The sequence below is a fragment of the Pseudomonas sp. NPDC089428 genome (assembly GCF_044749325.1).
Taxonomy (GTDB): Bacteria; Pseudomonadota; Gammaproteobacteria; order Pseudomonadales; family Pseudomonadaceae; genus Aquipseudomonas.
The window spans coordinates 19,253-45,444 of sequence record NZ_JBIVHT010000025.1; the positions used below are offsets into that span (position 1 = coordinate 19,253).

At 65.2% G+C, this 26,192-nt stretch carries 25 protein-coding genes; 15 read left to right on the forward strand and 10 right to left on the reverse strand.

Annotation, left to right across the window (positions count from 1 at the left end; translation table 11 throughout):
* The first annotated feature begins 19 nt into the window (after nt 1–19).
* Genes ACIPZ5_RS26475 through ACIPZ5_RS26485 form a run of 3 tightly spaced genes read left to right on the forward strand, consistent with a single transcriptional unit; the run spans nt 20 to nt 3,722 of the window.
* On the forward strand, nt 20–526 hold the full coding sequence (locus ACIPZ5_RS26475) for a (2Fe-2S)-binding protein (protein ID WP_400811447.1): 507 nt from the start codon (nt 20–22) through the stop codon (nt 524–526).
* A complete protein-coding gene (locus ACIPZ5_RS26480; RefSeq protein WP_261943837.1) occupies nt 523–1,524 on the forward strand; it encodes a xanthine dehydrogenase family protein subunit M in 1,002 nt (333 codons plus the stop codon). Before ACIPZ5_RS26475 ends, ACIPZ5_RS26480 begins: the two co-directional genes overlap by 4 nt.
* Entirely contained in the window at nt 1,521–3,722 is a 2,202-nt protein-coding gene (locus tag ACIPZ5_RS26485; RefSeq protein WP_400811449.1) for a xanthine dehydrogenase family protein molybdopterin-binding subunit, read from the forward strand. Before ACIPZ5_RS26480 ends, ACIPZ5_RS26485 begins: the two co-directional genes overlap by 4 nt.
* A 1-nt stretch (nt 3,723) precedes the next feature.
* Here the strand turns inward: ACIPZ5_RS26485 and xth are convergent, their stop codons facing one another.
* From xth to ACIPZ5_RS26515, 6 genes are all read right to left on the reverse strand, one after another.
* Nucleotides 3,724–4,515 (reverse strand): exodeoxyribonuclease III, encoded by a 792-nt coding sequence (gene xth, locus ACIPZ5_RS26490; RefSeq protein WP_261943834.1) that lies wholly within the window; start codon nt 4,513–4,515, stop codon nt 3,724–3,726.
* The gene (locus tag ACIPZ5_RS26495) at nt 4,512–4,754 is read right to left on the reverse strand and encodes a hypothetical protein (protein WP_085677382.1); all 243 of its coding nucleotides are present in this window, start codon (nt 4,752–4,754) and stop codon (nt 4,512–4,514) included. Before ACIPZ5_RS26495 ends, xth begins: the two co-directional genes overlap by 4 nt.
* Entirely contained in the window at nt 4,723–6,060 is a 1,338-nt protein-coding gene (locus ACIPZ5_RS26500; RefSeq protein ID WP_400811450.1) for an MFS transporter, read from the reverse strand. The genes ACIPZ5_RS26495 and ACIPZ5_RS26500 overlap by 32 nt, the downstream gene beginning before the upstream one ends.
* Nucleotides 6,061–6,193: 133 nt before the next feature.
* Nucleotides 6,194–7,264: a C45 family autoproteolytic acyltransferase/hydolase gene (locus ACIPZ5_RS26505; RefSeq protein ID WP_400811451.1), complete on the reverse strand. Its 1,071-nt coding sequence runs from the start codon at nt 7,262–7,264 to the stop codon at nt 6,194–6,196.
* Nucleotides 7,265–7,372: 108 nt separating this feature from the next.
* Nucleotides 7,373–8,302: a LysR family transcriptional regulator gene (locus ACIPZ5_RS26510; protein ID WP_400811452.1), complete on the reverse strand. Its 930-nt coding sequence runs from the start codon at nt 8,300–8,302 to the stop codon at nt 7,373–7,375.
* 158 nt (nt 8,303–8,460) lie between these two features.
* The gene (locus ACIPZ5_RS26515) at nt 8,461–9,348 is read right to left on the reverse strand and encodes a LysR substrate-binding domain-containing protein (protein WP_400811454.1); all 888 of its coding nucleotides are present in this window, start codon (nt 9,346–9,348) and stop codon (nt 8,461–8,463) included.
* 95 nt (nt 9,349–9,443) lie between these two features.
* On the opposite strand from ACIPZ5_RS26515, the gene ACIPZ5_RS26520 reads away from it, so the two are divergent.
* The 6 genes from ACIPZ5_RS26520 to ACIPZ5_RS26545 are packed head-to-tail and all read left to right on the forward strand — an operon-like array spanning nt 9,444 to nt 16,311.
* The gene (locus ACIPZ5_RS26520; RefSeq protein ID WP_400811455.1) at nt 9,444–10,886 is read left to right on the forward strand and encodes an aldehyde dehydrogenase family protein; all 1,443 of its coding nucleotides are present in this window, start codon (nt 9,444–9,446) and stop codon (nt 10,884–10,886) included.
* A gap of 13 nt (nt 10,887–10,899) precedes the next feature.
* Nucleotides 10,900–11,886, forward strand: a complete 987-nt coding sequence (locus tag ACIPZ5_RS26525) for a dipeptidase (protein ID WP_400811457.1) — start codon at nt 10,900–10,902, stop codon at nt 11,884–11,886.
* 55 nt (nt 11,887–11,941) lie between these two features.
* Entirely contained in the window at nt 11,942–13,492 is a 1,551-nt protein-coding gene (locus tag ACIPZ5_RS26530) for a BCCT family transporter (RefSeq protein WP_400811458.1), read from the forward strand.
* 26 nt (nt 13,493–13,518) lie between these two features.
* Nucleotides 13,519–15,213, forward strand: coding sequence for a hypothetical protein (locus ACIPZ5_RS26535; RefSeq protein WP_400811459.1), 1,695 nt, complete (start codon nt 13,519–13,521; stop codon nt 15,211–15,213).
* Between the two features lie 2 nt (nt 15,214–15,215).
* Nucleotides 15,216–15,911, forward strand: coding sequence for a DUF3726 domain-containing protein (locus tag ACIPZ5_RS26540; protein ID WP_261943823.1), 696 nt, complete (start codon nt 15,216–15,218; stop codon nt 15,909–15,911).
* A 28-nt stretch (nt 15,912–15,939) separates the two neighbouring features.
* Entirely contained in the window at nt 15,940–16,311 is a 372-nt protein-coding gene (locus ACIPZ5_RS26545) for a RidA family protein (protein ID WP_261943822.1), read from the forward strand.
* Between the two features lie 25 nt (nt 16,312–16,336).
* On the opposite strand, the gene ACIPZ5_RS26550 is transcribed toward ACIPZ5_RS26545, so the two are convergent.
* Nucleotides 16,337–16,744, reverse strand: a complete 408-nt coding sequence (locus ACIPZ5_RS26550) for an OsmC family protein (protein ID WP_261943821.1) — start codon at nt 16,742–16,744, stop codon at nt 16,337–16,339.
* A gap of 291 nt (nt 16,745–17,035) precedes the next feature.
* Here ACIPZ5_RS26550 and ACIPZ5_RS26555 point away from each other — a divergent pair, with 291 nt between their 5' ends.
* Complete coding sequence (locus ACIPZ5_RS26555) at nt 17,036–17,320, forward strand: hypothetical protein (protein WP_261943820.1); 285 nt, start codon at nt 17,036–17,038, stop codon at nt 17,318–17,320.
* Between the two features lie 40 nt (nt 17,321–17,360).
* Here the strand turns inward: ACIPZ5_RS26555 and ACIPZ5_RS26560 are convergent, their stop codons facing one another.
* The gene (locus tag ACIPZ5_RS26560) at nt 17,361–17,618 is read right to left on the reverse strand and encodes a hypothetical protein (RefSeq protein WP_261943818.1); all 258 of its coding nucleotides are present in this window, start codon (nt 17,616–17,618) and stop codon (nt 17,361–17,363) included.
* 252 nt (nt 17,619–17,870) lie between these two features.
* On the opposite strand from ACIPZ5_RS26560, the gene ACIPZ5_RS26565 reads away from it, so the two are divergent.
* The 5 genes from ACIPZ5_RS26565 to ACIPZ5_RS26585 all read left to right on the forward strand — a co-directional run bounded on the left by ACIPZ5_RS26565 (nt 17,871) and on the right by ACIPZ5_RS26585 (nt 23,825).
* Entirely contained in the window at nt 17,871–19,412 is a 1,542-nt protein-coding gene (locus ACIPZ5_RS26565; RefSeq protein WP_400811462.1) for an ABC transporter ATP-binding protein, read from the forward strand.
* Between the two features lie 12 nt (nt 19,413–19,424).
* Entirely contained in the window at nt 19,425–20,525 is a 1,101-nt protein-coding gene (locus ACIPZ5_RS26570) for an ABC transporter permease (protein ID WP_400811464.1), read from the forward strand.
* Nucleotides 20,526–20,583: 58 nt separating this feature from the next.
* Nucleotides 20,584–21,510, forward strand: coding sequence for an ABC transporter permease (locus ACIPZ5_RS26575; protein WP_400811466.1), 927 nt, complete (start codon nt 20,584–20,586; stop codon nt 21,508–21,510).
* A gap of 54 nt (nt 21,511–21,564) precedes the next feature.
* Nucleotides 21,565–22,653 (forward strand): BMP family ABC transporter substrate-binding protein, encoded by a 1,089-nt coding sequence (locus ACIPZ5_RS26580; protein WP_261943812.1) that lies wholly within the window; start codon nt 21,565–21,567, stop codon nt 22,651–22,653.
* Between the two features lie 212 nt (nt 22,654–22,865).
* The gene (locus tag ACIPZ5_RS26585; RefSeq protein ID WP_400811467.1) at nt 22,866–23,825 is read left to right on the forward strand and encodes an isopenicillin N synthase family dioxygenase; all 960 of its coding nucleotides are present in this window, start codon (nt 22,866–22,868) and stop codon (nt 23,823–23,825) included.
* A gap of 9 nt (nt 23,826–23,834) precedes the next feature.
* On the opposite strand, the gene ACIPZ5_RS26590 is transcribed toward ACIPZ5_RS26585, so the two are convergent.
* Complete coding sequence (locus ACIPZ5_RS26590) at nt 23,835–25,676, reverse strand: potassium transporter Kup (RefSeq protein WP_400811469.1); 1,842 nt, start codon at nt 25,674–25,676, stop codon at nt 23,835–23,837.
* Between the two features lie 277 nt (nt 25,677–25,953).
* Nucleotides 25,954–26,192 (reverse strand): hypothetical protein (locus tag ACIPZ5_RS26595; protein ID WP_400811471.1); only part of this gene is annotated, 239 nt, incomplete at its 5' end.

The following is a 26,192-nucleotide window of genomic DNA, read 5'->3' on the forward strand; positions in this document are numbered from 1 at the left end:
CCCACCATGAGGACCTCCCATGCGTGCAATCACTCCCGAGGACGCCCAGGCGCTCCCCATACGCCTGACATTGAACGGGCAGGCCCGCTTGCTGCAGGTCCTGCCGTGGACAACGCTGCTGGACCTGCTGCGTGAACAGCTGGACCTGACCGGCACCAAGAAAGGCTGCGACCACGGCCAGTGCGGCGCTTGCACCGTGTTGCGTGACGGCCGGCGGGTGAATGCCTGCCTGACCCTGGCGGTCATGTGCGACGGCGCCGAACTGGTCACCATCGAAGGGCTGGCCAATGGCGACCAGTTGCACCCCATGCAGCGCGCGTTCATCACCCATGACGCTTTTCAGTGCGGCTATTGCACGCCCGGGCAAATCTGCTCGGCCATCGGCCTCGCCCGCGAAGGGCGGGCCGACAGCCGCGAAGCCATACGCGAGCAAATGAGCGGCAACCTATGCCGCTGCGGCGCCTACGGCAACATTGTCGAGGCCGTGGAAGAGGCCCTGCCGCTGATGCAGGAGGTACCCACATGAGCCCGTTCAGCTACCACAAGCCTGCCTCCGTCAACGAAGCCATCCACCTCGCCAGCCTGTCGTCCCGGTTCATTGCCGGCGGCACCAACCTGGTCGACCTGATGAAGGAAAACGTGATACAGCCCGAGCGCCTGATCGACATCTCGGGCCTGCCACTCAAGGAAATCGAAGCGACTGCAAACGGCGGCTTGCGCATCGGTGCGCTGGTCAGTAACGCCGAACTGGCCTGGCACCCACTGATCGAGCAAGGCTATCCATTACTGTCACAGGCCATCCTGGCAGGCGCCTCACCGCAGCTGAGAAACATGGCGAGCACCGGTGGCAACCTGCTGCAACGCACACGTTGCCATTACTTCTATGACACCGGCACGCCGTGCAACAAGCGCGCGCCAGGCAGCGGCTGCCCGGCGCGCACAGGCCTGAACCGGATGCATGCCATCCTCGGCGCCAGCGCCGCCTGTGTCGCTACCCACCCCTCTGACATGTGCGTCGCACTGGCCGCCCTGGAAGCGGTGATACACGTGCAAGGCCCGCAGGGTGAGCGCCAGATCGCCTTCGCAGACTTCCACCGCCTGCCGGGTAACGCACCCGAGCGCGACAATCGCTTGAGTGACGATGAACTTGTCGTCGCCATCGAGTTACCCCCGCCCGACTTCGCCGCGCATTGCAGCTACCTGAAGATCCGCGACCGTGCGTCGTATGCCTTCGCCCTGGTGTCGGTCGCGGCTGGCCTGCATATCAAGGCAGGCCTCATTCAGGATGCCCGCCTGGCGCTCGGCGGTGTAGCGCACAAGCCTTGGCGGCAAGCAACCGCTGAACAGGTATTGAAAGGCCAGGCGCCTTGCGCGGCATTGTTCACGCAAGCCGCCCAAGTATTGCTGCAAGGTGCCAGCCCGCTGAGCCACAACGGTTTCAAGATCCCCCTCGCACACCGGGCCATCGTACGTGCGCTCAGTGAGGCCGCCTTTGGCAAAACCTATGCAGGAGCCGCCCCATGAATGGCATTACCCGCGTTGTCGGCCAGCCCATCGACCGTGTCGATGGCGTGGCAAAGGTCACCGGGCAGGCGCGCTATGCAGGCGAATACCCCGCAGCCGGGCTGCTGCATGGCAGCGTCGTCTGCAGCACCATCGCCCGCGGCCGGGTGCTAGGCATCGACAGCAGCGAGGCGATGAAGGTACCCGGCGTCATTGCCGTGCTGGACCATGCCCACCGCCCTCGGGTGTCCAGTTATGACGATGATTACAGTGACCAAGACTCGGCCAAAGGCGCGCCTTTTCGCCCCTTGTTCAATGACCGCGTGCTGTACAGCGGGCAACCGCTGGCACTGGTGGTTGCCGAAAACCTTGAGCTGGCCCGCTACGCAGGTTCCCTGATCAAGATCGAGTACAGCCAGGAGGCGCACCAGACCGACTTGCTGGCCGCACACGAACATAGCCACAAGGCCCCCGCCGAGACGCCAGCGCCCCGCGGCGACTTCGCCGGGCAGTTCGTCAATGCGCCGGTCAAGGTCGATGTGACCTACCTGACCGCCAACGAGCATCACAACCCCATGGAACCTCACGCATCGACGGTCCTCTACAAACCCGGCGATCACCTTGAAATACATGACAAGACCCAAGGCACCCAGAACTGCCAGGACTATCTGCACAAGGTGTTCGGGCTGCCCAAGGAAAATGTCCGGGTACTGGCCGGGTATGTCGGCGGGGCGTTCGGCTCAGGGTTGCGTCCGCAGTACCAGTTGCCGCTTGCGGTCATGGCTGCACTGCAACTGAAACGTTCGGTCAGGGTCACCCTCACCCGCCAACAGATGTTCACCTTTGGTTACCGGCCTCGCACGCTGCAGCGTCTGCGCCTGGGTGCCGATGCAGACGGTCGGTTGCTGGCGGTTGCCCATGACGCGGTCGGCCAGACGTCTCGCTTCGAAGACTTCACCGAGCACCTGGTTGAATGGAGCGGCATGCTTTACCGCTGCGATAACGTTGCGCTGAGCTATCGCCTCACCCCGCTCGATGTATACACCCCGCTGGACATGCGTGCGCCCGGTGCAGGCTCCGGTGTACTTGCCCTGGAATGTGCAATGGATGAACTGGCCTGTGCGCTCGAACTTGACCCGCTGCAATTGCGTCGGGTCAATTTCACCGACCATAACGGCAATGAAGGCAAACCCTACTCCAGCAAGGAATTGCTGGCCTGCTACGACCAAGGCGCCAGGCGCTTCGGCTGGAGCAGCCGTAATGTCGTGCCACGTAGTATGCGAAGGGACCGGCAACTGATCGGTTGGGGCATGGCCGGTGGCGTGTGGGAAGCCATGCAGATGAAGGCCAGCGCCAAGGCGCGGCTCGATGCACAAGGCCACTTGACCGTCAGCAGCGCGACGACCGATATCGGCACCGGCACCTACACGGTCATGGCGCAGATCGCCGCCGACGCTATTGGCCTGCCGGTAGCGAACGTAACCTTCGTGCTGGGCGACTCCTCGTTACCCACCGCGCCATTGCAGGGCGGCTCGTTCACGGTCTCGTCCGTCGGTGCGGCAGTCCTGCAAGCCTGCCAGGTCCTGCGCGGCAAGGTGCTGGAGCGTGCACGCGTGGCTTACCCCGCACTGGCCAACCTGCCACTGGAGGCAATCAGCTTTGCCGACGGTCACCTTCATTGCGGCGAACAGCGCATCGCGCTTGCGGACATTGCCGCCTCATCGGAAAAAGGCTTCTTCGAAGTACAGATCGATGCAGAGCCGAGTGCGAAACGTGAACCGTTTTCCACCGCCACGCACTCCGCCGTGTTCGTCGAAGTCCTGGTGGATGAAGAGCTGGGCACGATCAAGGTCAGCCGTGTGGTCAGCGCCGTCGCTGCCGGGCGCCTGGTCAACCCGAAAACCGCTCGCAGCCAGATCCTGGGCGGTGTCGTGTGGGGCTTGGGCATGGCCTTGCATGAGCAGACCCAGACTGACCACGCGCTAGGCCGGATACTCAACCACAACCTGGCCGACTACCACATTCCGGTCAATGCCGACGTGGGCGATATTGACGTGATATTTGTCGACGAGCAGGACGAAATCGTCAACGAACTGGGCTCCAAAGGCGTAGGCGAGATCGGCGTGGTCGGCGTGGCGGCCGCAGTCGCCAATGCCATCTACCACGCCACCGGCAAGCGCATCAGGGAGTTCCCGATCACCCTCGACACGCTGCTGTAACTCAGTTTTTGCGCGTGCCCAGCTCGATCCATACCGGTGCGTGGTCACTGGCCTTGGCTTGGTTGCGCACCCAGGCGTCGACGCCGGCCTGCTTGAGGTAAGGCGCAAGGTCAGGGTTTAGCAACAGGTGGTCGATGCGCAACCCGGCGTTGCGCGCCCAGTGATTGCGAAAGTAATCCCAGAAGGTGTACACGCGCTCGTCAGGGTGCAGATGGCGAATGGCATCGACCCAGCCCTGCTCCAGCAGTTGCTGGTAGCAGGCGCGCGACTCCGGTTGCAGCAGCGCATCCTTGCGCCAAGAGCGTGGATTGTAGATGTCCATGTCGGTGGGCACCACGTTGAAATCGCCCGCCAGCAGCGTCGGGTGGCCGCTGCGGTACAGGCCCTTGGCATGCTCGACCAGGCACTCGAACCAGCGCAGCTTGTAATCGAACTTCGGCCCAGGCTGCGGGTTGCCGTTGGGCAGGTACAGGCAGGCCACCAGCACCCCATGCACCGCTGCTTCCAGATAACGGCTCTGGTGGTCGTCTTCCATGCCGGGCAAGCCACGACGGACCTCCAGCGGCTCGCTGCCGCGTGCCAGGATTGCCACGCCGTTCCACGACGGCTGTCCCTGGTACAGGCAGCCGTAGCCAGCCGCCTCCAGGTCCTGGCGCGGGAACTGCTGATCGGGCGCCTTGAGCTCCTGAAGGCAGGCGATGTCCGGTTGCTCCCGCGCCAACCAGGCCAGCAGCGCCGGCAGGCGGCTGCGGATGCCATTGATGTTGAAGGTGGCGATCTTCAGCGCTTTCATGCGTCCGGGTCGCTCACGTGGGCCTGCACGGCATCCTCCAGCGCGCGCACATGGGCCTGGTCGGCCAATGCCTTGAGCGCCAACCAGTCGTCCCAGTCGATGGCGCCATCGTCGCGCAGGGCCTCGGCGGTGCGCACCAGCTCATGGTGGTAGGCATCCGGCGACTCGCGGCGGTAGCTGATGTCGTCGTACTGGGCGTACCAGGCCTCAAGCTCGGGGATGCTGCGTTCGATGCTCATGGGTGACACTCCTCGCTGTGCCCTTTGCATGTATGAGCCCTGCCCCCTGGCAACGTTCAACCGCAACGTCGCCGGTGCCCTCTTCATCGATCTGCGCCATGCTCAAGCGCGAGGTTTCGCGCAGCAGCAGCGAACACACCGCGACCAGTGCCAGCGCCGCTGCCCCGTACAGCGCCACGCCGAGCGGGTCGTGGTCGGTGAGGATCAGGATCGCCGTGGCGATGCTCGACGCCGTGCCGCCGCCCAGCGCCGCGCCAATCTGATAACTGGCCGAAATCCCCGAATAGCGCATGCTGCGCGGGAACTGCTCGCCGAGAAAAGCCGGGATCGGGCCCTGGGTCGCGCCCATCAGCAGGCCGGTCAGGCAATAGGCGAACAAGGCGATGGCGAAGCTGTGCAGGCTCACCAGGGAAAAGAACGCGAACAAGCCCATGGCCATGACCAGCGCGCCGAAGCTCATCACTGCGCGCCGGCCCAGGCGGTCCGACAGGTAGCCGAACAGCGGCGCCGAGAGCACGATCGCGACCGACAGCGCCAGGTCGAACATCAGCGCCTGGGTACTGCCAAAGCCGACCTGGGTGGCGTAGGTAAGGAAGAAAGTGCTGCCGATGTAGGCGATGGTGCAGTAGCCGAAGGCGATCCCGGTGCACAACAGCAGTTGCCGTGGGCGCTGGCGCAGGGCCTCGGCCAGCGGTGCGCGCGCAGCCTTGGCCGCAGGCGCAACGGGCGCTGCAGGCGCCTTGAGCCGGGCATACAGGCCGATCAGCACCAAGGTGCCGCCCAGCCAGAACGGGATGCGCCAGGCAAAATCGACCAGGTTGTCGTTGAACGCCGCACTGACGATGGCGAACACCGCCGCCCCGAGAATGCCCCCGACGCCGATGCCCATGCTGGTGAAGCTGCCCCACAAGCCACGCAGCCCCGGTGGCGCCGACTCGATGCCGAACAGTGCGGCGCCGCCCCACTCGCCACCTGCCGCAAAGCCCTGGATCAGGCGCAGCAGCACCAGCATGACCGGCGCGGCCACGCCGACGCTGGCATGCCCAGGCAGGCAGCCGATGAGGAAGGTGCTCAGGCCCATCAGCAGCAAGGTGGTGACCAGCACCTTCTGCCGGCCGAGGCGGTCACCGAAGTGGCCGAACACCAGGCCGCCCAGCGGCCGGGCGAAAAAGCCCGCGCCGAAGGCGCTGAACGCCACCAGGGTGGCGGTCAGGTGGTCCATCTGCGGGAAGAACACCAGGGGAAACACCAGTGCGGCGGCGGTGCCGTAGATGATGAAGTCGTAGAACTCCAGCGCCGTGCCCATGCCGGAAACACAAAAGGTACGGAACGCGGAGCGGGATGATGCAGGCTGAGTCTGTCGCGAATGCATTGTTGTTGTTCTCGTTCAGCGGGTGCAGCCGGCCAGGCTGCAACCGGTATGCCTCAGAAGGTTTGGCTCAGAAGGTCTGGAAGCCGGCCCTGGCCAGCTGCACGGGCGTGCCGGCGACGTATTCCAGCAGGCAGCGTTCGGTGTCGATGCCGACGCTGAGCAGGGTTTCCCAGCGTTCGGTGTCGGGCATGGCCATGTCCGGGTGAAAGCAGATCGGTGCGCTGTCGCCCGCGGCACCGCACATGGCCTCGGCACGGGCACGCAGGTCGGCGCTGCCCATCTGGCCGATCACCTGCTCCAGGTGGCCCAGGCGGCACTGGGTATCGGCGCGGTCGGCGACCTGCTCACCGCGGCTCAGCTGGGGGTCGAGGAAGTGGTTGGTGTGCAGCAGCCAGCCGTCTTCACGGGGCAACACCAGCGCCGTGCGCGCAGGGCTCAGCTCGATGCTCACCGCGCGCGGGCTGCTGTCCTGACGGGAAAATACGGTCAGTACGGTCGAGGCACTGACCCGCGCCGAACGGGCCAGCTCGATGGCCTCGTCGACGCTGCTGGCGTCCTGCAGCAGGCGACGGGCGATGGCGTGCACCGGCACCCCGCCGCTGTCGTTGTCGCTGCTGTGGTGCAGGATGTTGAAGTGCAGGCCGAGGCCTGCGCTGTTCACCCCCAGCTTGGCCAGCATGCCGAACTCGCAGAACAGCTTGACCTGCATGCCACGCTCGGTAGGCAGCGCCAGCATCAAGCCATGGGGGCACAGGCTGTCGTGCCAGTCCCAGGTCTGCAGGGTCTGTGGCGCACGCGGGCCGCGGGGGGCGTGCACGGTGGTCGAGCATTCACTGTGCCGGGTGCGCGCGGCCAGCACTTCGGTGCGGGCGTTGAGGCTCGCCAGCTGCCACAGTGGCAAGCCGGCGCCGTCGGCCATGCCGATCACTTCTGCGGCCAGCTGCGTGCACCAGGATTCCAGGGCGGCCAGGCTGTTTTCGCCGATGCGCTGCGCCTCGCCCAGCGACACGCCCACCCGTGGGAAAAAGCCCAGGTACAGAGCGGTGGTGGTGCGAATCTGTTCGGCAAAGCGTTCGCCGAGCTGGCGGCCCCGCTCGAGGGGGTTGCGGATGTCGGTGACGTGGGTGTGGATCTTCACGGCGGGAAACTCCTGGTACGCGGTGGTCAGACGCCTGCAAGCCTAACCAGCGTTCCTGCGCCGATCATTGCCACAACCCGCACAACTTTTGTGCCCAGGCGGAAAAACTCAGCTGCGCCCCAGCACCGGCGCGCCCTGCCCGCGCAGGTGGTCATGCAGCATGGCGATAAACGCCTGGACCTTGCGGGTATTGCGCCGGTGCGGCAGGTACAGCACATGTACCCACGGCCCGAACGCGCTGAGCGCCCGCCAGTAGTCAGGCATCACCTCCACCAGTTGCCCGCTGGCCAGGTACGGCGCGGCGCTCCAGGTCGGCACGAACTGCAAGCCCTGCCCATCGAGCAGGCAGGCCAGCAGGAAATCGAAGCTGTCACTCACCAGCTTCGGCGTGGGCTGGCGCACGCGCAGGGTCTGGCCCTCGTGCTCGATCCACCAGTAGCTGCGGTTGAGCAACGGGTGGCGTAGCAGCAGCCAGTCGTGCTGAGCATAGTTGTCCAGGGTGATCGCCTCGCCATGACGGGCGAGGTAGGCGGGGCTGGCGCAGAGCATCACGCGGTTCTCGATCAGTGGCTGGGCGATCAGCTCCGGCTGGTCGGTGGGGCCATCGCGCAGCGACAGGTCGTACCCGCCATCGATCAGGTCTTCGTTGGCATCGTTGAGGTTGACCTCCAGGCGCACCTGCGGGTGTTCGCGCAGGAAGCGGCAGCACACCTGGTTGAGAAACGCCGGGCCGAACGACGGCGGTGCGGTGATGCGCAGGGTGCCGCGCAACGCATGCTGCAGCTGCTCCACCTCCTCGGTCACCCGCTGCAGGTGCATCAACGCCTGGCGGGCGCCGTCCAGGTACAGGTTACCGGCCTCGGTCAGCGCCATGCGCCGGGTGGTGCGCTCGAACAGGCGCACGCCCAGTTCGCTTTCCAGGTGCGCCACCGCCTTGGTGATGGCCGATGGCGTCTTGCCCAGTTGCTCGGCTGCACGGCTGAAGCTGCCGTGCTCGGCAGCGGCGACGAAGATGGTCAGGGCCATCATCTTGTCCATGGTTTATTCCTGTCAGGCACAAGCGAAAGAGATGGCATGGGTAGTGCGCCCCTACCATCAAACCTTGAAATGCCGCCAATTTGAATAGGCATTAACCAGGCTGCGGCTTGCAGCCAGGCAATCATGGGCCAGGGATTATTGCCCCAGGGCGAAGAAAGCTACCTCGGCGTTGCCAGCTGCACCTGCAGAAAGGTCATCAACGCCGCTGCCGCAGGGGACAGGCTGCGGCCCTTGCGCGTCAGCATGCCGATGTGCCGCTCCACCTTGGGTTCGACCAGCGGCACGAACGCCAGCTTGTCGTTCTCCAGGGGGAACGCCAGGTACGGCAAGGTGCTAATGCCCACCCCCTCCTCCAGCATTGCGATCAGCGAGATCATGTTGGAAACGAACAGCCGGCTGTGCTCCAGCAAGCATTCGGCCTCGGTGCCAGCCAACAACTGCGAGGTGCCGTTGCGGACCATCGCCACACCCTGCAACTGCGACCAGTGCAGGGCATCGCCCGCCTGCGCCAGTGGGTGGTCGGCGCGGCACACCACGCCCACCTGGTCATTGACGATCGGGGCGAAGTCGAGCTGCTCGTCCTCTGCCCACAAGCTGCTGATGCCAAAGTCCACCTGCCCCTGGGCCAGCAACTGCTGAACGCGCTCGGCCGTGCCGTCCTGGATGCTGACCTGCACATTCGGGTGCTCGGCCACAAAGCGCGCCAATGGCCCAGGCAACATGCGGCTGGCCACCGACGGCACAGTGGCGATGCTGACCTGGCCGATTTCATGCCGGGCCAACAAGGTGGCCTCACGGGCAATGCGGTCGTGATGCTCGATCAGCCCGCGAAACAACGGCAGGCAATGCTCGCCGAACGGGGTCAACTCGACCCGGCCGCCACCCTTCTCGATCAGCGCCTGGCCCAGCTTCTGCTCCAGCTCTCGCACCGCCAGCGAGATCGCCGGCTGGGTGCGAAAGGCCTGGCGGGCCGCAGCGTGAAAGCTCTTTAGTTCAGCAACCAGCAAAAAGTAACGCAGCTGGGCGATTTTCAGCTCGGGCAACATGGTTAGTGTTCCTTATCAAAGCATTTTTTTTATTAATTTTTATTTGCTGCATATTGCTCGCAAGATGAAGGCCAGGCAAACGGAGGCTTTCAGCCATGTCACTCAAGACCTACAAGAACTACATCGATGGCCAGTGGTACGAAGGCCACGCCACCCTGGGCAACCACAGCCCATCGGACACCCGCGACCTGATTGGCCACTACCACCAGGCCAGCGCCGAACAGACCCGCCAGGCCATCCAGGCCGCCCGCAGCGCCCAGCCGCACTGGGCGGCCAGCGGCCTGGAAGCCCGCCAGCAGGTATTGATGGCCATCGGCGACGAACTGATCGCACGCAAGGCAGAACTCGGCGAACTGCTCTCGCGCGAGGAAGGCAAACCATTGGCCGAAGGCATCGGCGAGGTCCACCGCAGCGGCCAGTTCTTCCACTACTACGCCGCCGAAGTGCTGCGCCAGATGGGCGAGACCGCCGCCTCCGTGCGCCCCGGCATCGACATCGAAGTGCATCGCGAACCGGTGGGCGTGGTCGGCATCATCACCCCGTGGAACTTCCCCATGGCCACCGCCGCCTGGAAGATCGCCCCGGCACTGGCGTTCGGCAACACCGTGGTGTTCAAGCCAGCCAACCTGGTGCCGGCCAGCGCCTGGGCGCTGACCGAGATCATCAGCCGCCAGGGCCTGCCTGACGGTACCTTCAATCTGGTCATGGGCAGCGGCGCCAGCGTCGGCGAAACCCTGGTGCAGTCGGCCGAAATCGACGCCCTGACCTTCACCGGCTCGCTGCAGACCGGCCGCCGCGTCGCTGTCGCCACCGCCGGCAACCTGGTGCGCTGCCAGCTGGAGATGGGCAGCAAGAACGCGCTGGTGGTGATGGACGACGCCGACCTCGACCTGGCGGTGGAATGCGCCCTCAACGGCGCCTTCTTCGGCACCGGGCAAAAGTGCACGGCGTCTTCACGGCTGATCGTCTGCGAGGGCATCCACGACCGCTTCGTCGAGGCCCTGCGCCTGCGCATGCGCCAGCTCAAGGTCGGCCATGCCCTGGAGGCCGGCGTGCAGATCGGCCCGGTGGCGGACGCCCGCCAGCTTGAACAGAATCTGCAGTACCTGCAGTTGGCCCAGGCCGAAGGCGCCACCCTGATCGAAGGCGGCGAACGGCTGCAATTGGAGAGCGACGGCTACTACATGCGCCCGGCGTTGTTCGTCGACAGCCGCAACGACATGCGCATCAACCGCGAGGAAGTGTTCGGCCCCATCGCCTGCGTGATCCGCGTGCGTGACTTCGACGAGGCCCTGACCACCCTCAACGACACCGAATACGGCCTTACCGCCGGCATCATCACCCAGTCGCTGCGCCACGCCAGCGCCTTCAAGCGGGGTGCCCAGACCGGCTGCGTGATGGTCAACCTGCCCACCGCCGGCACCGACTACCACGTGCCGTTCGGCGGCCGCAAAGCATCGAGCTTCGGCCCCCGCGAACAGGGCCAGTACGCCCGCGACTTCTACACCGTGGTCAAGACCACCTACCTGCGGCCCTGAAGGAATACGCGCCATGCACGACCTCTTGATGATCGACGGCCTGCAGTACTCCAACTGGAGCCCGGAAATATTCCAGCAGATGCAGGCCGGTGGCCTGAGCGCGGTGCACGCCACCATCGCCTACCACGAGAACGCCCGCGAGACCTTGTCGCGCCTGGGTGAGTGGAACCGCCGCTTCGAAACATGGCCCGAGCTGATCCGCCCGGTGCGCACGGCAGCCGATATTCGCCTGGCCCACGCCGAAGGGCGGGTGGGGATCTTCTTCGGCTTCCAGAACTGCTCGCCGATCGAGGACGACATTGCCCTGGTAGAGGTGTTCCGCCAGCTCGGGGTGTTCGTCATGCAGCTCACCTACAACAACCAGAGTTTGCTGGCCAGCGGCTGCTACGAGCGCGAGGACAACGGCATCAGCCGCTTCGGCCGCCAGGTGATCGCCGAAATGAACCGGGTCGGCATGCTCATCGACATGTCCCACAGCGCCGAACGCAGCACGCTGGAAGCCATCGAGCTGTCGAGCCGGCCGGTGATCATCTCCCACGCCAACCCGGCGAGCTTCCACGCCGCCAAGCGCAACAAGTCCGATGCCGTGCTGCGTGGCATCGCCGAGACCGGTGGGCTGCTGGGCTTCAGCACTTACCCGTTCCACCTCAAGGGCGCGTCGGACTGCAGCCTGGAAAGCTTCTGCGACATGGTGGCGCGCACGGCCGACTTGATGGGCGTGGAGCATATCGGCATCGGCACCGACCTGTGCCAGGCACAACCGCTGGCGGTGCTCGAATGGATGCGCAATGGCCGCTGGAGCAAGGACAAGGACTACGGCGAAGGCTCCAAGGACAACGCCAACTGGCCGGCACCGTTGCAGTGGTTCCGCGACAGCCGCGACTTTTGCAACATCGCCCAAGGCCTGCGCGCCCGCGGCTTTGCCGAGGACGACGTGGCCAGGATCATGGGGCTGAACTGGTTGCGCCTGCTGGAGACCGCCACCACGGCGCAGGCCTGAGCCCCTTGCACGGACAGCATCAACAATAACAACAATCGCAGGTTCCGGAGGCTTCATGAAAAACCCAACCACCCTGCAGGCAGAAGGCCAGGCCATGGGCCTGCCGCTGACGCGGGACATCGACTGGCCGCTGTTCCTGATCAGCGGCGGCTTCCTCGGCGCCTTCCTGCTGGCCGCGCTGATCGACATCGACACCGTCTCGGCGCTGGTCAACACCCTGTTCGCCTGGTCGACCAAGGCCTTTGGCCTGTACTGGCAGGTGCTGATGCTGGCGACCTTCGCGGTCAGCCTGGCCATTGGTTTCTCCCGCTGCGGGCGCGTGCGCCTGGGCGGCGAGACCCAGCGCCCGGACATCAGCACCTTCAACTGGATCGCGGTGATCATGTGCGCCTTGCTGGCCGGTGGCGGAGCCTTTTGGGCCGCGGCCGAACCGCTGATGCACTTTGCCAGCCCGCCGCCGTTGTTCGCCGGCCTGCAACCGCACAGCGAGGCAGCGGCCACCGCGGCCCTGGCGCAAGCCTTCGTGCACTGGGGCTTTCTGGCCTGGGCCGTGCTGGGCAGCCTGCTGGCCATCGTGCTGATGCACCTGCACTACGACAAGGGCCTGCCGCTGGCACCGCGCACCCTGCTCTACCCGCTTTTTGGCGAGCGTGCGCTGAAGGGCCCGATCGGCACCTTGGCCGACGCCACGTCGATCATCGCCGTGGTTGCCGGCACCATCGGCCCGATCGGCTTTCTCGGCCTGCAGATCAGCAGCGCCTTGCATGCGGTGTGGGGCCTGCCCAACGACATCGTCACCCAGTCACTGACCATCGTACTGGTCACGGCGATGTACACCGTGTCCTGCCTGGTGGGGCTCAAGGGCATCCGCTTCGTCAGCGAGATCAACGTCTGGCTGATGATCGGCCTGGCGCTATTCATGGTGGTGTGCGGCCCGACCCTGTTCATCCTCGGCGGGTTCCCCGCAGCCTTCGCCCTGCACATCGAGCATTTCATCCCGATGACGATGTTCCGTGCCGACCCCAAGTGGCTGGACTGGTGGACGGTGTTCTACTGGGGCTGGTTCATCGGCTACGCCCCCATGGTGGCGCTGTACGTCGCGCGGATCTCGCGGGGCCGCACCATTCGCGAGATCATCATGACGCTGTCGATCATCGCACCGCTGGTGACCATGTTCTGGTTCACCGTGGTCGGCGGCACCGGCATCGGCCTGGAGCTGCAGACGCCAGGCGTCGTCACCGCCCATGGCACCCAGCCCGAGGACCTGCTGCTGGGGGTGACGCAGAACCTGCCGCTGGGCGGACTGATCAGTGGGTTGTTCCTGTTCCTGAGCTTCATTTCGGTGGCGACCAATGGCGATGCCATGGCTTTCACCGTGGCGCTGGCGATGTCCAGCAACGATAAACCGAAGAAATGGCTGTGTGGATTCTGGGCCATCGGCATGGGCCTGGCGGCGGTGGTGCTGATCACCATCGGCGCGGGTGGCGTGACGGCCCTGCAGTCCTTCATTGTCATCACTGCGGTGCCGGTGTCGCTGGTGATCCTGCCGGCGCTGTGGGATGCGGTGCGCATTGCCCGGCACATGGCCCGCGAACAAGGCGTCTGAACATGATCCATCCAGGTACGACAACAATGTCCAACAGCCTACCTGCAACACTGGCGCTGCGCCCTGCCAGCCAGGTCATGGACCTGGCCCGGCTGGGCAGCCACTTCCAGAGCCCGCTGAGCTTCGTACGCAGCAGCATGCGGCGGATGATGAACCAGCGCTGGCAGATCCAGCGCAACCGCTTCGACCTTGATGCGCAAGGCTTTGGCACGGCCATCTACCGCATCGACACGCCCAATGGCCATTACCACTGCGTGTTGTTCTCGGCCTACCTGCCGCCAGAAAAACGCAGCGACCGGGTGATCGCCGACCAGTGGGACGTCACCTTTGTGCTGGTCGCCGGCGATGTCGACGCGGCGCAACTGGCCGACCTGCAACGCAACGTGCCGCTGCAGGAGGCTGGGCGCTTCGATGCCCGTGTACTGGTACTGTCCCGGGCCAACCGCAGCCTGCGCAACTTCGACCGCTTCCTCGCGGCGCTGGCCGAAGGGCAACAGCCAGACCCGCACCAACTGGCCGAGGTCGGTTACCTCTACCGCACCACTGCGGTGTACGGCAACGGCAAGTTCGGCATCGCCGACTTCGGTTGCCTGCAGGACAACCCGGACTTCAACCAGCCGTTCAGCGCGCAGATGTTCACGGTCTACCTGCTGCGCCACTTCAGCATCGAGCAGATCGAACACATGGCCCGCGCCCTCGCCCCACAGCGGGCCGTGCCGCTGGCCCCGGCGCTGCAACGTTACCTGGGGGTCGGCAACGCGACCGGGCTAGGCATGGCACCATTCCTGATCAACCACCCGCAGCTGGTGGAACGCTGGATCCATATGCGCGAAACCGCGCTGGGCCAGGCCTTGGCGCAACCGGCCGAGCCCGCCCGGCTGTTACGCCTGCACGCACTGCTGGCGCGGGCCAGCCTGCACCTCAGCCAGACCCAGACCGAAGACCTGCGCCAGCACGAACAGAATCGGCAAACCCTGGCCCAACTCGCTGCGCTGAACGACTGGCTCGCTGGCCAGCCCGCTGGCGCTGACCTCTGGCCCCGGCTGCTGGGCTGGAGCGAAGCCCTTGCCGGGCCGGGCTGCCAGGAACTGCTGGTGAGCCTGCTGCTGGAGCTGTACCCCGAATTCACCACGCCGCTGGCCGAGCAGATGGGGGCCAGTGAGGGTTGGCCGCTGAACGCGCAGATGCCGCTCAGGCAGCTGCGCGAACTCATCGAACAGCAGTATGGCTGGGCCCTGACCTACGACTTCGACAACGTGGAGGCCGAGCACTTCTTCTGGTATCGCTCGGCCGAGAAAGAGGAGCCACGCCTGGGCATGCGCGCCGAGGAACCAGGCGCAGAAAAGGAAATGCAACTGGGCATCGCCCGCAATATCCAGCGCTGCCACCGCGCCGTGCTCGAGCACCTGCAGGCACACCCTCAGGCACTGACCGCGCACCTGCTGATTGCCGCGCCTGCGCTCAAAGGCACGGTGCGCCGCCTGCAAGGCATGGCACACAGCACCTACGGGGAAATCCGCGCCAACCTGCTGGACCGTGACATGCTGCCGATCCACCTGCTGCGCTGCAAACTGGCATTCTTCGGCGCGGGCAAATTCGACCCCAAGTCGAGCCGCTGGGTGCGCATCACCTTGTTCCAGGGCGCCCCCCTGGTGAGCGACATCGGCCAGCCGTTCGAAGACGACTGGAACTTCGCGGTCATGCCGCAGGGAGCCTTGTGACCATGCGTGTATCACTCAACGAAATCCAGGTGATGTGCCGCAAGGCGTTCGAAGGCATGGGCTTTGCCCCGGGCGACTGCGAGGACGCGGCCGAACTGGTGGGCTGGCTGCACCTGCAAGGGCTGGACGGCATCGGCGCGCTGGCACAGGCGCTGGACTTTCTGCAAGGTGAAGCCACCCAGCCATTCACCCTGACCGACGACGACAGCACCTCGCTGGTGATCGACGCCCACGGCCAGAGTGTGCTGCGCTGCGCCGCGACGGCAGTGGAACTGGCACTGGAAAAGGCGCTGCACCGCGGCCAGGCACTGCTGCGCATCCATCACTGCCATAACCGCCTGTTGCTGCTGGGCTACCTGAGCAAGGCCGCTGAACGCGGGCTGCACGTGCAGGCCCGCTGGGAGGATGCCCGCCAGCGCCACCTGGCCGACTTTACCGCAGGCGAGCAACGCCCTGCGCTGCACAGTGAAGCCCAGCCCGGCACCGCCGCTTCATTCGAGCAAGGCGTCACGGTGCTGTTCACCCGGCCTGCCTACGCCCTCCCGGTCGCGCGCGCCACACCGCGCACGGCGAACCAGGGCTTCACGGTCGACGCAGGCACCTGGCAGCGGCTCAAGCAGTTGTCCGAACAGATTCTCGTCGAAAGCACCGAAGCCTCCCGCCGCCATGGCGCAGGCGGCGGCAGCGATGCCGACTGACCCTCGCCTGCACTCAGGAACCCATGCCATGAAACATGCAATCAAGACTGACCTTTACGCCTCCAGGGCCCCCCTGGAGTGGGCTGTGGTCGGCAACGGCACCCTCTACACCGCGCAGATCCCCATCGATGCCCAGGGGCAGGTGGTCACCGGCGGCATCGAAGCGCAGACCCGCCAGACCCTGGACAACCTGTGCCACACCCTGGAGGCAGCCGGCAGTTCGCTGGATGCCGTAACCCAGGTGCTGATCTACGTGACCGACCGCAGCTACCTGGCTGCCGTCAACAGCCTGTACGCCGACTACTTCCAGGCGCCCTACCCTAACCGTGCGGCGATCGTGGTGGCCGGGCTGGCCCGGGAAGAAATGCTGGTGGAACTGGTGGTATACGCCTGCCTCTAGGGACGCGTGACTGCAGCGGCGAGGGTCATTCCACCAGTTTGCTGGCGATGATGATCTCGCCGCTCAACACCTTGTGAATGGGGCAGGCGTTGGCAATCTCCAGCAAACGCGCACGCTGCTCATCACTCAGCGCCCCGCGCAGGCGTATTTCGCGCGCGATCTGCAGCCTGGGCTCACGCCCCAGTTGCTCCTGTTCGATGGTGATGTCCACGTCGATGGCGTCCAGCGGCATTTCCTTGCGCTGCGCGTACATCGCAACGGTGATGGAGGTACACGCGCCCAGGGACGAGAGCAACAGCTCATGGGGCGACGGCCCGACATCGCCGCCACCCGCCTGTTCAGCGACGTCACTGGCCCACTGGTGCTGGCCATTGGTGATGTTCACCTGGTAGGCCACGCCTGCGAATGAGGCACGGATTGCTCGTTCTGCCATGGAAACTCCTGATGGTTGATTGCCCTGAAGCAACCCTGCTGTGGGGCTGCGAGGGTTTGATGATAGAAGCTCAGGGCAGTTGGCAGTAGACGGCGCAAATGCACCTTGGCGTTCTGTCTGGTGAACGCGGGCTCTCCTTCGACCTGCAACAGGCTTTCACCCGCTAATGGTTGGGCCGGGGTTGGTTAAAGCACCTCGTCCGAATAGCTGAAAGATTTTGCAGAGCGCCGCAACCTTCGCCAGTCACACGTAAACACAGAACTTCCTGTGTCTGACTTGAGGTAAGCGATCATGGCTAACAATCAAGACAACGATAGAAACCAAGGCGGCAGCCACCAGGCCAATCCAGGTGATGCTGGCGGCAAGGGCAGCCAGGGCGGCATGGCCGACACCCAGAAAGGCGGTCAGCAGTCCGGGCAAAAACCTGAAGACAAGATGAACAAGGACTGGGAGAAATCCAGGGATACCGGGCACCAGGGCGGCCAGGCGGGTGGCAAGCAAACCCCTGCCGATACCGGGCGCATGGGCGGGCAATCCTCCCAGGGCGGCACCCAGCATAAAGACACGGATCGTTGATAGCTGACTTGGCACCGGGGCAAGGCATCGCCCCGGTGCATCAGGATTGCGCGTTGTACCAGCCTAGATGCCCACCGCGAGCATTTTCCTCACTCGTGCACAGCACACCATTGCGACAGGCACAGGCATAGTCTGCCTCTGCACGGGTTGCGAAATTCAGCGTCAACCTGAGCTTGTCGAGTGTGTCATAGAGGTCGTAGCCCTTGCCCAACGCATTGGGGAAGCCTGCGCGCCTGGGCAGGTAGTCTTTTTCCGGGGGTAGAGCGGGAACCACAACGAAGCGCGTCTGCATGACCATCCCTCTTCTTGGCAGCTATTTAGTATTAGTCGCAATATGTAAAAGCATCAAGACGGCTCATGATTGAATTTCGCCCCACTTTGGCGCCCCCTGCGCCCCAAAACCACACATCCTGCTTGCCCCAGCACCCGCCAGCCGCGCTGCGCTGATCAGCCACGACCCCGCCTGTAACGGCCGCGAAACGGGAATTTGACCACTTGGCCATGTTTTTGCTTTGTAAGCTGCTCACGATCATCACTGTCGAGCAGCCCCATGTCCGATTCCCCTACGCCCCTGCGCCTCGAGCTACGCGCCATCACCAAGCGATACCCAGGCACGCTGGCCAACGACCGCGTCGACCTGCGCATCACCCCCGGTGAGATCCATGCCCTGCTCGGCGAGAACGGCGCGGGCAAGAGCACCCTGATGAAGATCATCTACGGCGTCACCCGGCCGGATTCCGGCCAGCTGTTGTGGCAAGGCCGCCAGGTGCAGGTGGCGGATCCGGCCCAGGCCCGCGGCTTGGGGATTGGCATGGTGTTCCAGCACTTTTCCCTGTTCGAGACCCTGACCGTGGCGCAGAACATCGCCCTGGCGCTGGGCCGCGAGGCGGGCTCAGCGCAGCAGCTGGCGCCGCGCATTCGCGAAGTGTCGCAGCGCTATGGCATGGCGCTGGAGCCGGAACGCCTGGTGCACAGCCTGTCGATTGGCGAGCGCCAGCGCGTGGAGATCGTGCGCTGCCTGATGCAGGACATCAAACTGCTGATCCTCGATGAACCGACCTCGGTGCTGACGCCCCAGGAAGTCGAGCAACTGTTCGTCACCCTGCGCACGCTGGCTGATGAAGGCTGCAGCATCCTGTTCATCAGCCACAAACTCAACGAAGTGCGCGCGCTTTGCCACAGCGCCACCGTGCTGCGCGCGGGCCGGGTTGCCGGCACCTGCGTGCCGGCCGAATGCAGCGACCTGCAGTTGGCGCGGCTGATGGTCGGCGATGCCGAAGGGCTCGAAGCCCGCTACCCGAAACGCGCAGGTGGCCTGCCGCGGCTGCGCGTGGACGACCTGAGCTGGCGCAACCAGGACCCGTTCGGCACCTCCTTCGAGCACCTGCGCCTGGAGGTGCGCAGCGGCGAAATCGTCGGCATCGCCGGGGTTGCCGGCAATGGCCAGGACGAGCTGCTGGCGCTGCTCAGTGGCGAGACACGCCTGCACACCAGCGAGCGCGAGCGCATCAGCCTCGACAACCAGCCCATGGCCAATCTGCATCCGGATGCCCGTCGCGCCCTGGGCCTGGCGTTCGTCCCGGCAGAGCGCCTGGGCCACGGCGCCGTGCCGGACCTGAGCCTGGCCGACAACGCCCTGCTCACCGCCTTCCAGCAAGGCCTGGTCGAGCGCGGCCTGATCCGCTCGGGCAAGGTACTGGCGCTGGCCGAGCAGATCATCCAGCGCTTCGCGGTCAAGACCCCGGGCGCGCAGACCACGGCGCGCAGCCTGTCAGGCGGCAACCTGCAGAAGTTCATCCTCGGCCGGGAAATCCTGCAGAACCCCAAGCTGCTGATTGCCGCCCACCCGACCTGGGGCGTCGATGTCGGGGCTGCGGCGGCGATCCACCGCGCACTGATTGCCCTGCGCGATGCCGGCGCGGCGATCCTGGTGATTTCCGAAGACCTCGATGAGCTGTTGCAGATCAGCGACCGCATCGGCGCCCTGTGCAGCGGGCGCCTGTCACCGCTCAAGGCCACCGCCGACACCCACAGCGTGGAGGTCGGCAGCTGGATGGCCGGCCAGTTCGACACCGCGCAAGCCGCCATCTGACGAGAGCCCGCCATGTTGCTATCCCTCGAACCCCGTACCCAGCAGTCACGCACCATGCTGGTGTTGTCACCGCTGCTTGCCGGCCTGCTGACCCTGGTCAGCGGCGCAATCCTGTTCAGCGCCCAGGGGCATGACCCGCTGCTGACCTTGCACACCTTGCTGATCGAACCGATCAGCGACTTCTACGGCGTCAGCGAACTGCTGCTCAAGGCGCTGCCGATTCTGCTTTGCGCCCTGGGCCTGGCGGTAGCCTACCAGGCGCGCATCTGGAACATCGGCGCCGAAGGCCAGCTGCTGATCGGGGCACTGGCCGGCAGCGCCCTGGCGATCCACCTCATCGATTGGCAAAGCCGCTGGGCACTGCTCTGGGTGCTGCTGGCCGGCAGCCTTGCCGGCGCCCTGTGGGGCGCACTGGCGGCATGGATGCGCACGCACTTCAATGCCAACGAAATCCTCACCACCATCATGCTCAACTACATCGCCCTGAACCTGCTGCTGTACTGCGTGCACGGCCCGCTCAAGGACCCTGAGGGCTTCAGCTTCCCGCAATCGGCGATGTTCGGCGATGCCAGCCGCCTGCCAGCCTTGTTCGAGGATGGCCGCCTGCATGTCGGGCTGTACTTCGTGCTGCTGGCACTGGTGGCGGTGTGGGTGCTGCTGCACAAGAGCTTCCTGGGTTTCCAGATCAAGGTGCTCGGCCTCGATCAGCGCGCCGCCGGCTTCGTCGGCTTTCGCGAAAAGCGCCTGGTGTGGCTGGCGTTGCTGATCAGCGGCGGCCTGGCGGGCCTGGCCGGGGTCAGTGAAGTCAGCGGGCCGATTGGCCAACTGGTGCCGCAGGTGTCGCCGGGCTACGGCTATGCGGCGATCACCGTGGCCTTCCTCGGCCGGCTCAACCCGCTTGGCATCCTGGTTGCCGGCCTGCTCATGGCGCTGCTCTACCTGGGCGGCGAGAACGCGCAGATGAGCCTCAATCTGCCGCAGGCACTGACCGGGCTGTTCCAGGGAATGATGCTGTTCTACCTGCTCGCCTGCGATGTGCTGATCCTCTACCGGCCGCGGCTCACGCTGAACTGGCGGCGGCGCACGCCGGTGGCCGAAGCGGCCAGTGCCTGACCTCCCCTGACCCATACATGTGCCTGCCGCCATGGGTGCGCAGGCTGAGGCTCCGACAATGGATTTCGATCTGCTTGGCAACATCCTCTACGCCATGGTGCGCTGCGGTACCCCGCTGCTGCTGGTGGCCCTGGGCGAACTGGTGTGCGAGAAGAGCGGCGTGCTCAACCTGGGCCAGGAAGGCATGATGCTGTTCGGCGCGGTGGTGGGTTTCATCACCGCCTTCGCCACCGGCAGCCTGTGGCTCGGCGTGCTGATGGCCTGCCTGGCCGGCATGCTGCTGGCCGCGCTGTTCGCCGTGGTCGCCCTGGGCTGCCAGGCCAACCAGGTAGCCACCGGCCTGGCCCTGACCATTTTCGGCGTCGGCCTGTCGGCGTTCGTCGGCAGCGCCTGGGTCGGCAAGCCGCTGAGTGGTTTTGAAGCGCTGCCGATTCCGCTGCTGGCCGAGCTGCCGATCATTGGCCACATGCTGTTCAACCAGGACCTGCTGGTCTACCTGTCCTTCGCCCTGTTCCTGCTGATCGCCTGGGTGCTGCTGAAAAGCCGCACCGGCCTGATCCTCCAGGCCGTCGGCGAAAACCCCGACGCCGCCAGCGCCATGGGCCTGCCGGTGCTGCGGGTGCGCACGCTGGCGGTGCTGTTCGGCGGCGCCATGGCCGGCCTGGCCGGGGCCTACCTGTCGCTGGCCTACACCCCGATGTGGGCAGAGAACATGACTGCCGGCCGCGGCTGGATCGCCCTGGCGCTGGTGGTGTTCGCCAGCTGGCGTGTGCTGCGCGTGCTGCTCGGCGCCTACCTGTTCGGCCTGGCCAGCATCCTGCACCTGGTGGCCCAGGGCATCGGCGTGAGCGTGCCGGCCAACCTGCTGGCGATGCTGCCGTACGTGGCGACCATCCTGGTGCTGGTGGTGCTCTCGCGCAACGCCTTCAAGACCCGGCTGTACGCCCCGGTTTCGCTGGGCCAGCCCTGGAAAGCGGGACGCTGATGACGCCCCGGCAATAAAAAAAAACGACACAAGACCCACAGGAGTGAACCCTCGATGCATCTGAAAAAAAGCACCCGGCTGTTGCGTACCCTGGCCGCCGCTATCGGCCTCGGCACGGCGCTCTGTGCCGTCACCGCCGCCGCCGACCCGCTGAAAGTCGGCTTCGTCTACATCGGCCCGATCGGCGACCATGGCTGGACCTACCAGCACGAGCAGGGCCGCCAGGCGCTGATCAAGCAGTTCGGCGACAAGGTCCAGACCAGCTTCGTCGAGAACGTACCGGAAGGCGCCGACGCCGAGCGGGTCATCCGCAACATGGCCAAGGGCGGTTACGACCTGGTGTTCGCCACCTCGTTCGGCTACATGAACCCTACCGCCAAGGTCGCCAAGCAGTTCCCCAAGGTCACCTTCGAACACGCCACCGGCTACAAGCAGGACAAGAACCTCGGCACCTACCTGGCAACCTCCTATGAAGGCCGTTACGTCGGCGGCTACCTCGCCGCGAAGATGACCAAGAGCAAGAAAGTCGGCTACGTCGCATCCTTCCCGATCCCGGAGGTGCTGCGTGACATCAACGCCATCCAGCTGGCGCTGGACAAATACAACCCCGGCACCGAGATCAAGGTGGTGTGGGTCAACTCCTGGTTCGACCCGGGCAAGGAAGCGGACGCTGCCAATGCGCTGATCGATCAGGGCGTCGACGTGCTGTTCCAGCACACCGACAGCCCGGCGCCGATCCAGACCGCCGAACGCCGCGGCATCTATGCCGTGGGCTATGCCTCGGACATGGCCCATTTCGGGCCCAAGGCGGTGCTGACGTCCATCGTCAACAACTGGGGGCCGCATTACATCAAGAGCACCCAGGCGGTCATGGACGGTAACTGGAAGCCCCAGGACTACTGGGGTGGCCTGGCCGACGGCACCGTCCAGCTGCCGATCAGCGACCTGGTACCGGCCGACGTGAAAAGCGGCGCCGAGCAGATCATCGCCAGCATCAAGGACGGCACGTTCCACCCGTTCACCGGGCCGATCCTCGACCAGAGCGGTGCCGTGAAAATCCCTGAAGGCGCCGTGGCCAGCAATGCCGAACTGGCGGGCATGAATTACTACGTCAAGGGCATCACTGCACAGCTGCCCAAGTAACCCCGCGCCCACAGTTCTAACTCCAGCCTCCCGGCGAGCGCGATCCCTGTGGGAGCCGCGCCTGCCGGCGATGGGCCGCGAAGCGGCCCCAAGATTTCGCGGTTATTGCACAAGTTGTGGGGGCCGCTTCGCGGCCCATCGCCGGCAAGCGCGGCTCCCACAGGGATCGCGCCAGCTTTGAGAAACTCAGCAACCCACTTTCCGGAGCCCTGATGAACACACTGCCGATCATCGACATCGCCCCGCTGTACCAGCACGACCCCTCCGCCCGCCAGGCCGTGGCCCGGCAGATCGACGCCGCCTGCCGGCAATGGGGCTTCTACTACATCAAGGGTCACCCGATCCCGGCCGCGCGCATCGCTGAGCTGAAAGCCGCCGCCGAAGACTTCTTCGCCCGCCCGGCCGAGGAAAAGCTGCGTATCGACATCACCCGCAGCGCCCACCACCGCGGCTATGGCGCCATCGCCACCGAGCAACTCGACCCGAACCGGCCGAGCGACCTGAAGGAGACCTTCGACATGGGTTTCCACATGAGTGCCGAGCACCCCGACGTGCTCGCCGGCAAACCGTTGCGCGGCCCGAACCGCCACCCGGCCATTGCCGGCTGGGAAGCGCTGCTGCAACAGCACTATCAGGACATGCACGCGCTGTCCCTGACCTTGCTGCGGGCCATGGCCGAAGCACTGGGCATCGAGCCGGACTTCTTCGACCAGCGTTTCGCCGAGCCGATCAGCGTGTTGCGCATGATCCACTACCCACCCCGCCAGGCCGCCAGCAGCGCCGACCAGCAAGGTGCCGGCGCGCACACCGACTACGGCTGCATCACCCTGCTGTATCAGGACAACGCCGGCGGCCTGCAAGTACGCAGCCGCGACGGCCAATGGATCGACGCGCCACCCATCGAAGGCACCTACGTGGTCAACATCGGCGACATGATGGCGCGCTGGAGCAACGACCGGTACACCTCCACGCCGCACCGGGTGATCAGTCCGCTGGGGGTGGACCGCTACTCGATGCCGTTCTTCGCCGAACCGCACCCGGACACCGAGATCAGCTGCCTGCCCAACTGCTCCGGCAGCGACAACCCGGCCAAGTACCCGCCGGTGTCATGCAGCGCCTACATGCTGTCGCGGTTTGCCGAGACCTATGCCTATCGCCGTGAAGCGCTGTGAAAGGGGCGGTTACATCTCCACCTGGGTGCCCAGTTCGATCACCCGGTTCAGCGGCAACTGGAAGTACTTGAGGTTGCTGTTGGCGTTCTTCAGCAGGAACGCGAACAGGTGCTCGCGCCAGCGGGCCATGCCCTTCTGCTTGCCGGCGATCACCGTCTCGCGGCTGAGGAAGTAGGTGGTGCGCATCGGCCCGAACTCGAGATCGGCATTAGGGTAACGGCTCAGGGCCAGCGGCACGTTGGGCTCTTCCATGAAGCCGAAGTGCAGGCTCACACGGTAGAAACCGTCGCCGAAGGCCTCGACCTCGAAACGCTTGCCGGCACTGACCCGTGGCTCGTCTTCGAACACCACGGTGAGCAGCACCACCTGCTCATGCAGCACCTGGTTGTGCAGCAGGTTGTGCAGCAAGGCGTGGGGCACCGCCTCGGGGCGGGCGGAGAGGAACACCGCCGTGCCGCTGACGCGATGCGGCGGCTGCGCCTGCAAGCTGGCGATGAACAGCTCCAGCGGCAGCGAATGCTCGTCCAGCCGTTCGACGATGATCTTGCGCCCGCGCTTCCAGGTGGTCATCAGCACGAACAGCGCCACCCCGGCGATGACCGGGAAAGCGCCGCCCTGGACGATTTTCGGGGCGTTGGCGGCGAAGTACAGGCTGTCCACCAGCAACAAGGCCAGCAACATCGGCAGCGCCAGCCAGCGCGGCGCCTTCCACAGCAGCAGCACCACCGCCGACGCCAGCAGCGTGGTGATCAGCATGGTGCCGGTCACCGCCACGCCATAGGCCGCCGCCAGTGCCCCGGACGACTCGAAGCCGACCACCAGCAGCACCACGCCGACCATCAGCGCCCAGTTGACCATGCCGACGTAGATCTGCCCCTGCTCCTCGCTGGAGGTGTGCTGGATGAACATGCGCGGCACATAGCCCAGCTGGATGGCCTGGCGGGTCATGGAAAACGCCCCGGAAATCACCGCCTGGGAGGCGATGATGGTGGCCAGCGTGGCCAGCCCGACCATCGGCAGCAGGGCCCAGTCGGGCGCCAGCAGGTAGAACGGGTTGCGCACCGCCTCCGGGTTACCGAGGATCAACGCCCCCTGGCCGAAGTAGTTCAGCACCAGCCCCGGCAGCACCAGCAGGAACCAGGCACGGGCAATGGGCTTGCGGCCGAAGTGGCCCATGTCGGCGTACAGCGCTTCGGCACCGGTCAGCGCCAGCACCACGGCGCCGAGAATCGCCACGCCCATGCCTGGGTGCAGGATGAAGAACCTGACCGCCCACACCGGGCTGAGAGCCTGCAGCACCTCCGGGCGCTGGACGATGCCGTGCACGCCCAGCGCGCCGAGCACCACGAACCACAGCACCATGATCGGCCCGAACAGAATGCCGATGCGTGCGGTGCCGTGCTTCTGGATGAGGAACAGCGCCACCAGCACCACCACCGCCAGCGGCACGACCCAATGCTCGATGCCGTCGAAGGCCAGTTGCAAGCCTTCCACGGCCGACAACACCGAGATGGCCGGGGTGATCATGCTGTCGCCATAGAACAGTGCAGCGCCGAACAGGCCGAGCAGCACCAGCCCCCTGCCCAGCCGCTTGTAGGGTGCCGCCGCGCGGTGCGCCAGTGCCGTCAGGGCCATGATGCCGCCCTCGCCCTGGTTGTCGGCACGCAGGATGAACAGCACGTACTTGAGCGACACCACCCACAGCAGTGACCAGAACACCAAGGACAGCACGCCCAGTACACCGGCGCTGTTGGCCTGGACGCCGTAGTGCCCGGCGAACACTTCCTTGAGGGTGTACAACGGGCTGGTGCCGATATCGCCATAGACCACGCCGACTGCGGCGACGAGCATGCCGACGGCGGAGGATTTGCTGGATTGGGGAGGGTTTACTGCGACGGCGGACTGGCTCACGAAAGGGCTTCTCTGGACTGGCGGTTGGATATGCATGCCATCCCTGAGCATCGCGCGGTCAGTATCCCTGCAGGCAGATTGTTCAGTCGTAAAAAGTGCGTAAAAAAACTGGGGCATGGGCTGGGGGGCGGTTGGGCTTTGGGGTGTTCGCCTTGAGAGGTTCAGCGCCTGTAAGATCGAGCGCCGCCCGCGCGGCGCATCGCGGATAAATCCGCTCCTACATTTGTTGCAACGTGGCCATGCCTGTGAGGCCATGGTTGTCAGCCTGGTGTGCATGGCGGGATTTTGAGGTAGGCATCGGTGCCGCCTCACATACCTTGAGACATGCGCCAGGCAGGCGACCATGGCGCAACAGGTTCGGCACGTTGCAACAAATGTAGATACTCTGTTGGCGGTCAAGCTTTTCTGAGGTGTTCAGAGCTGAAAAGCTTGGCTGTATGGAATGGCTCATCTCCG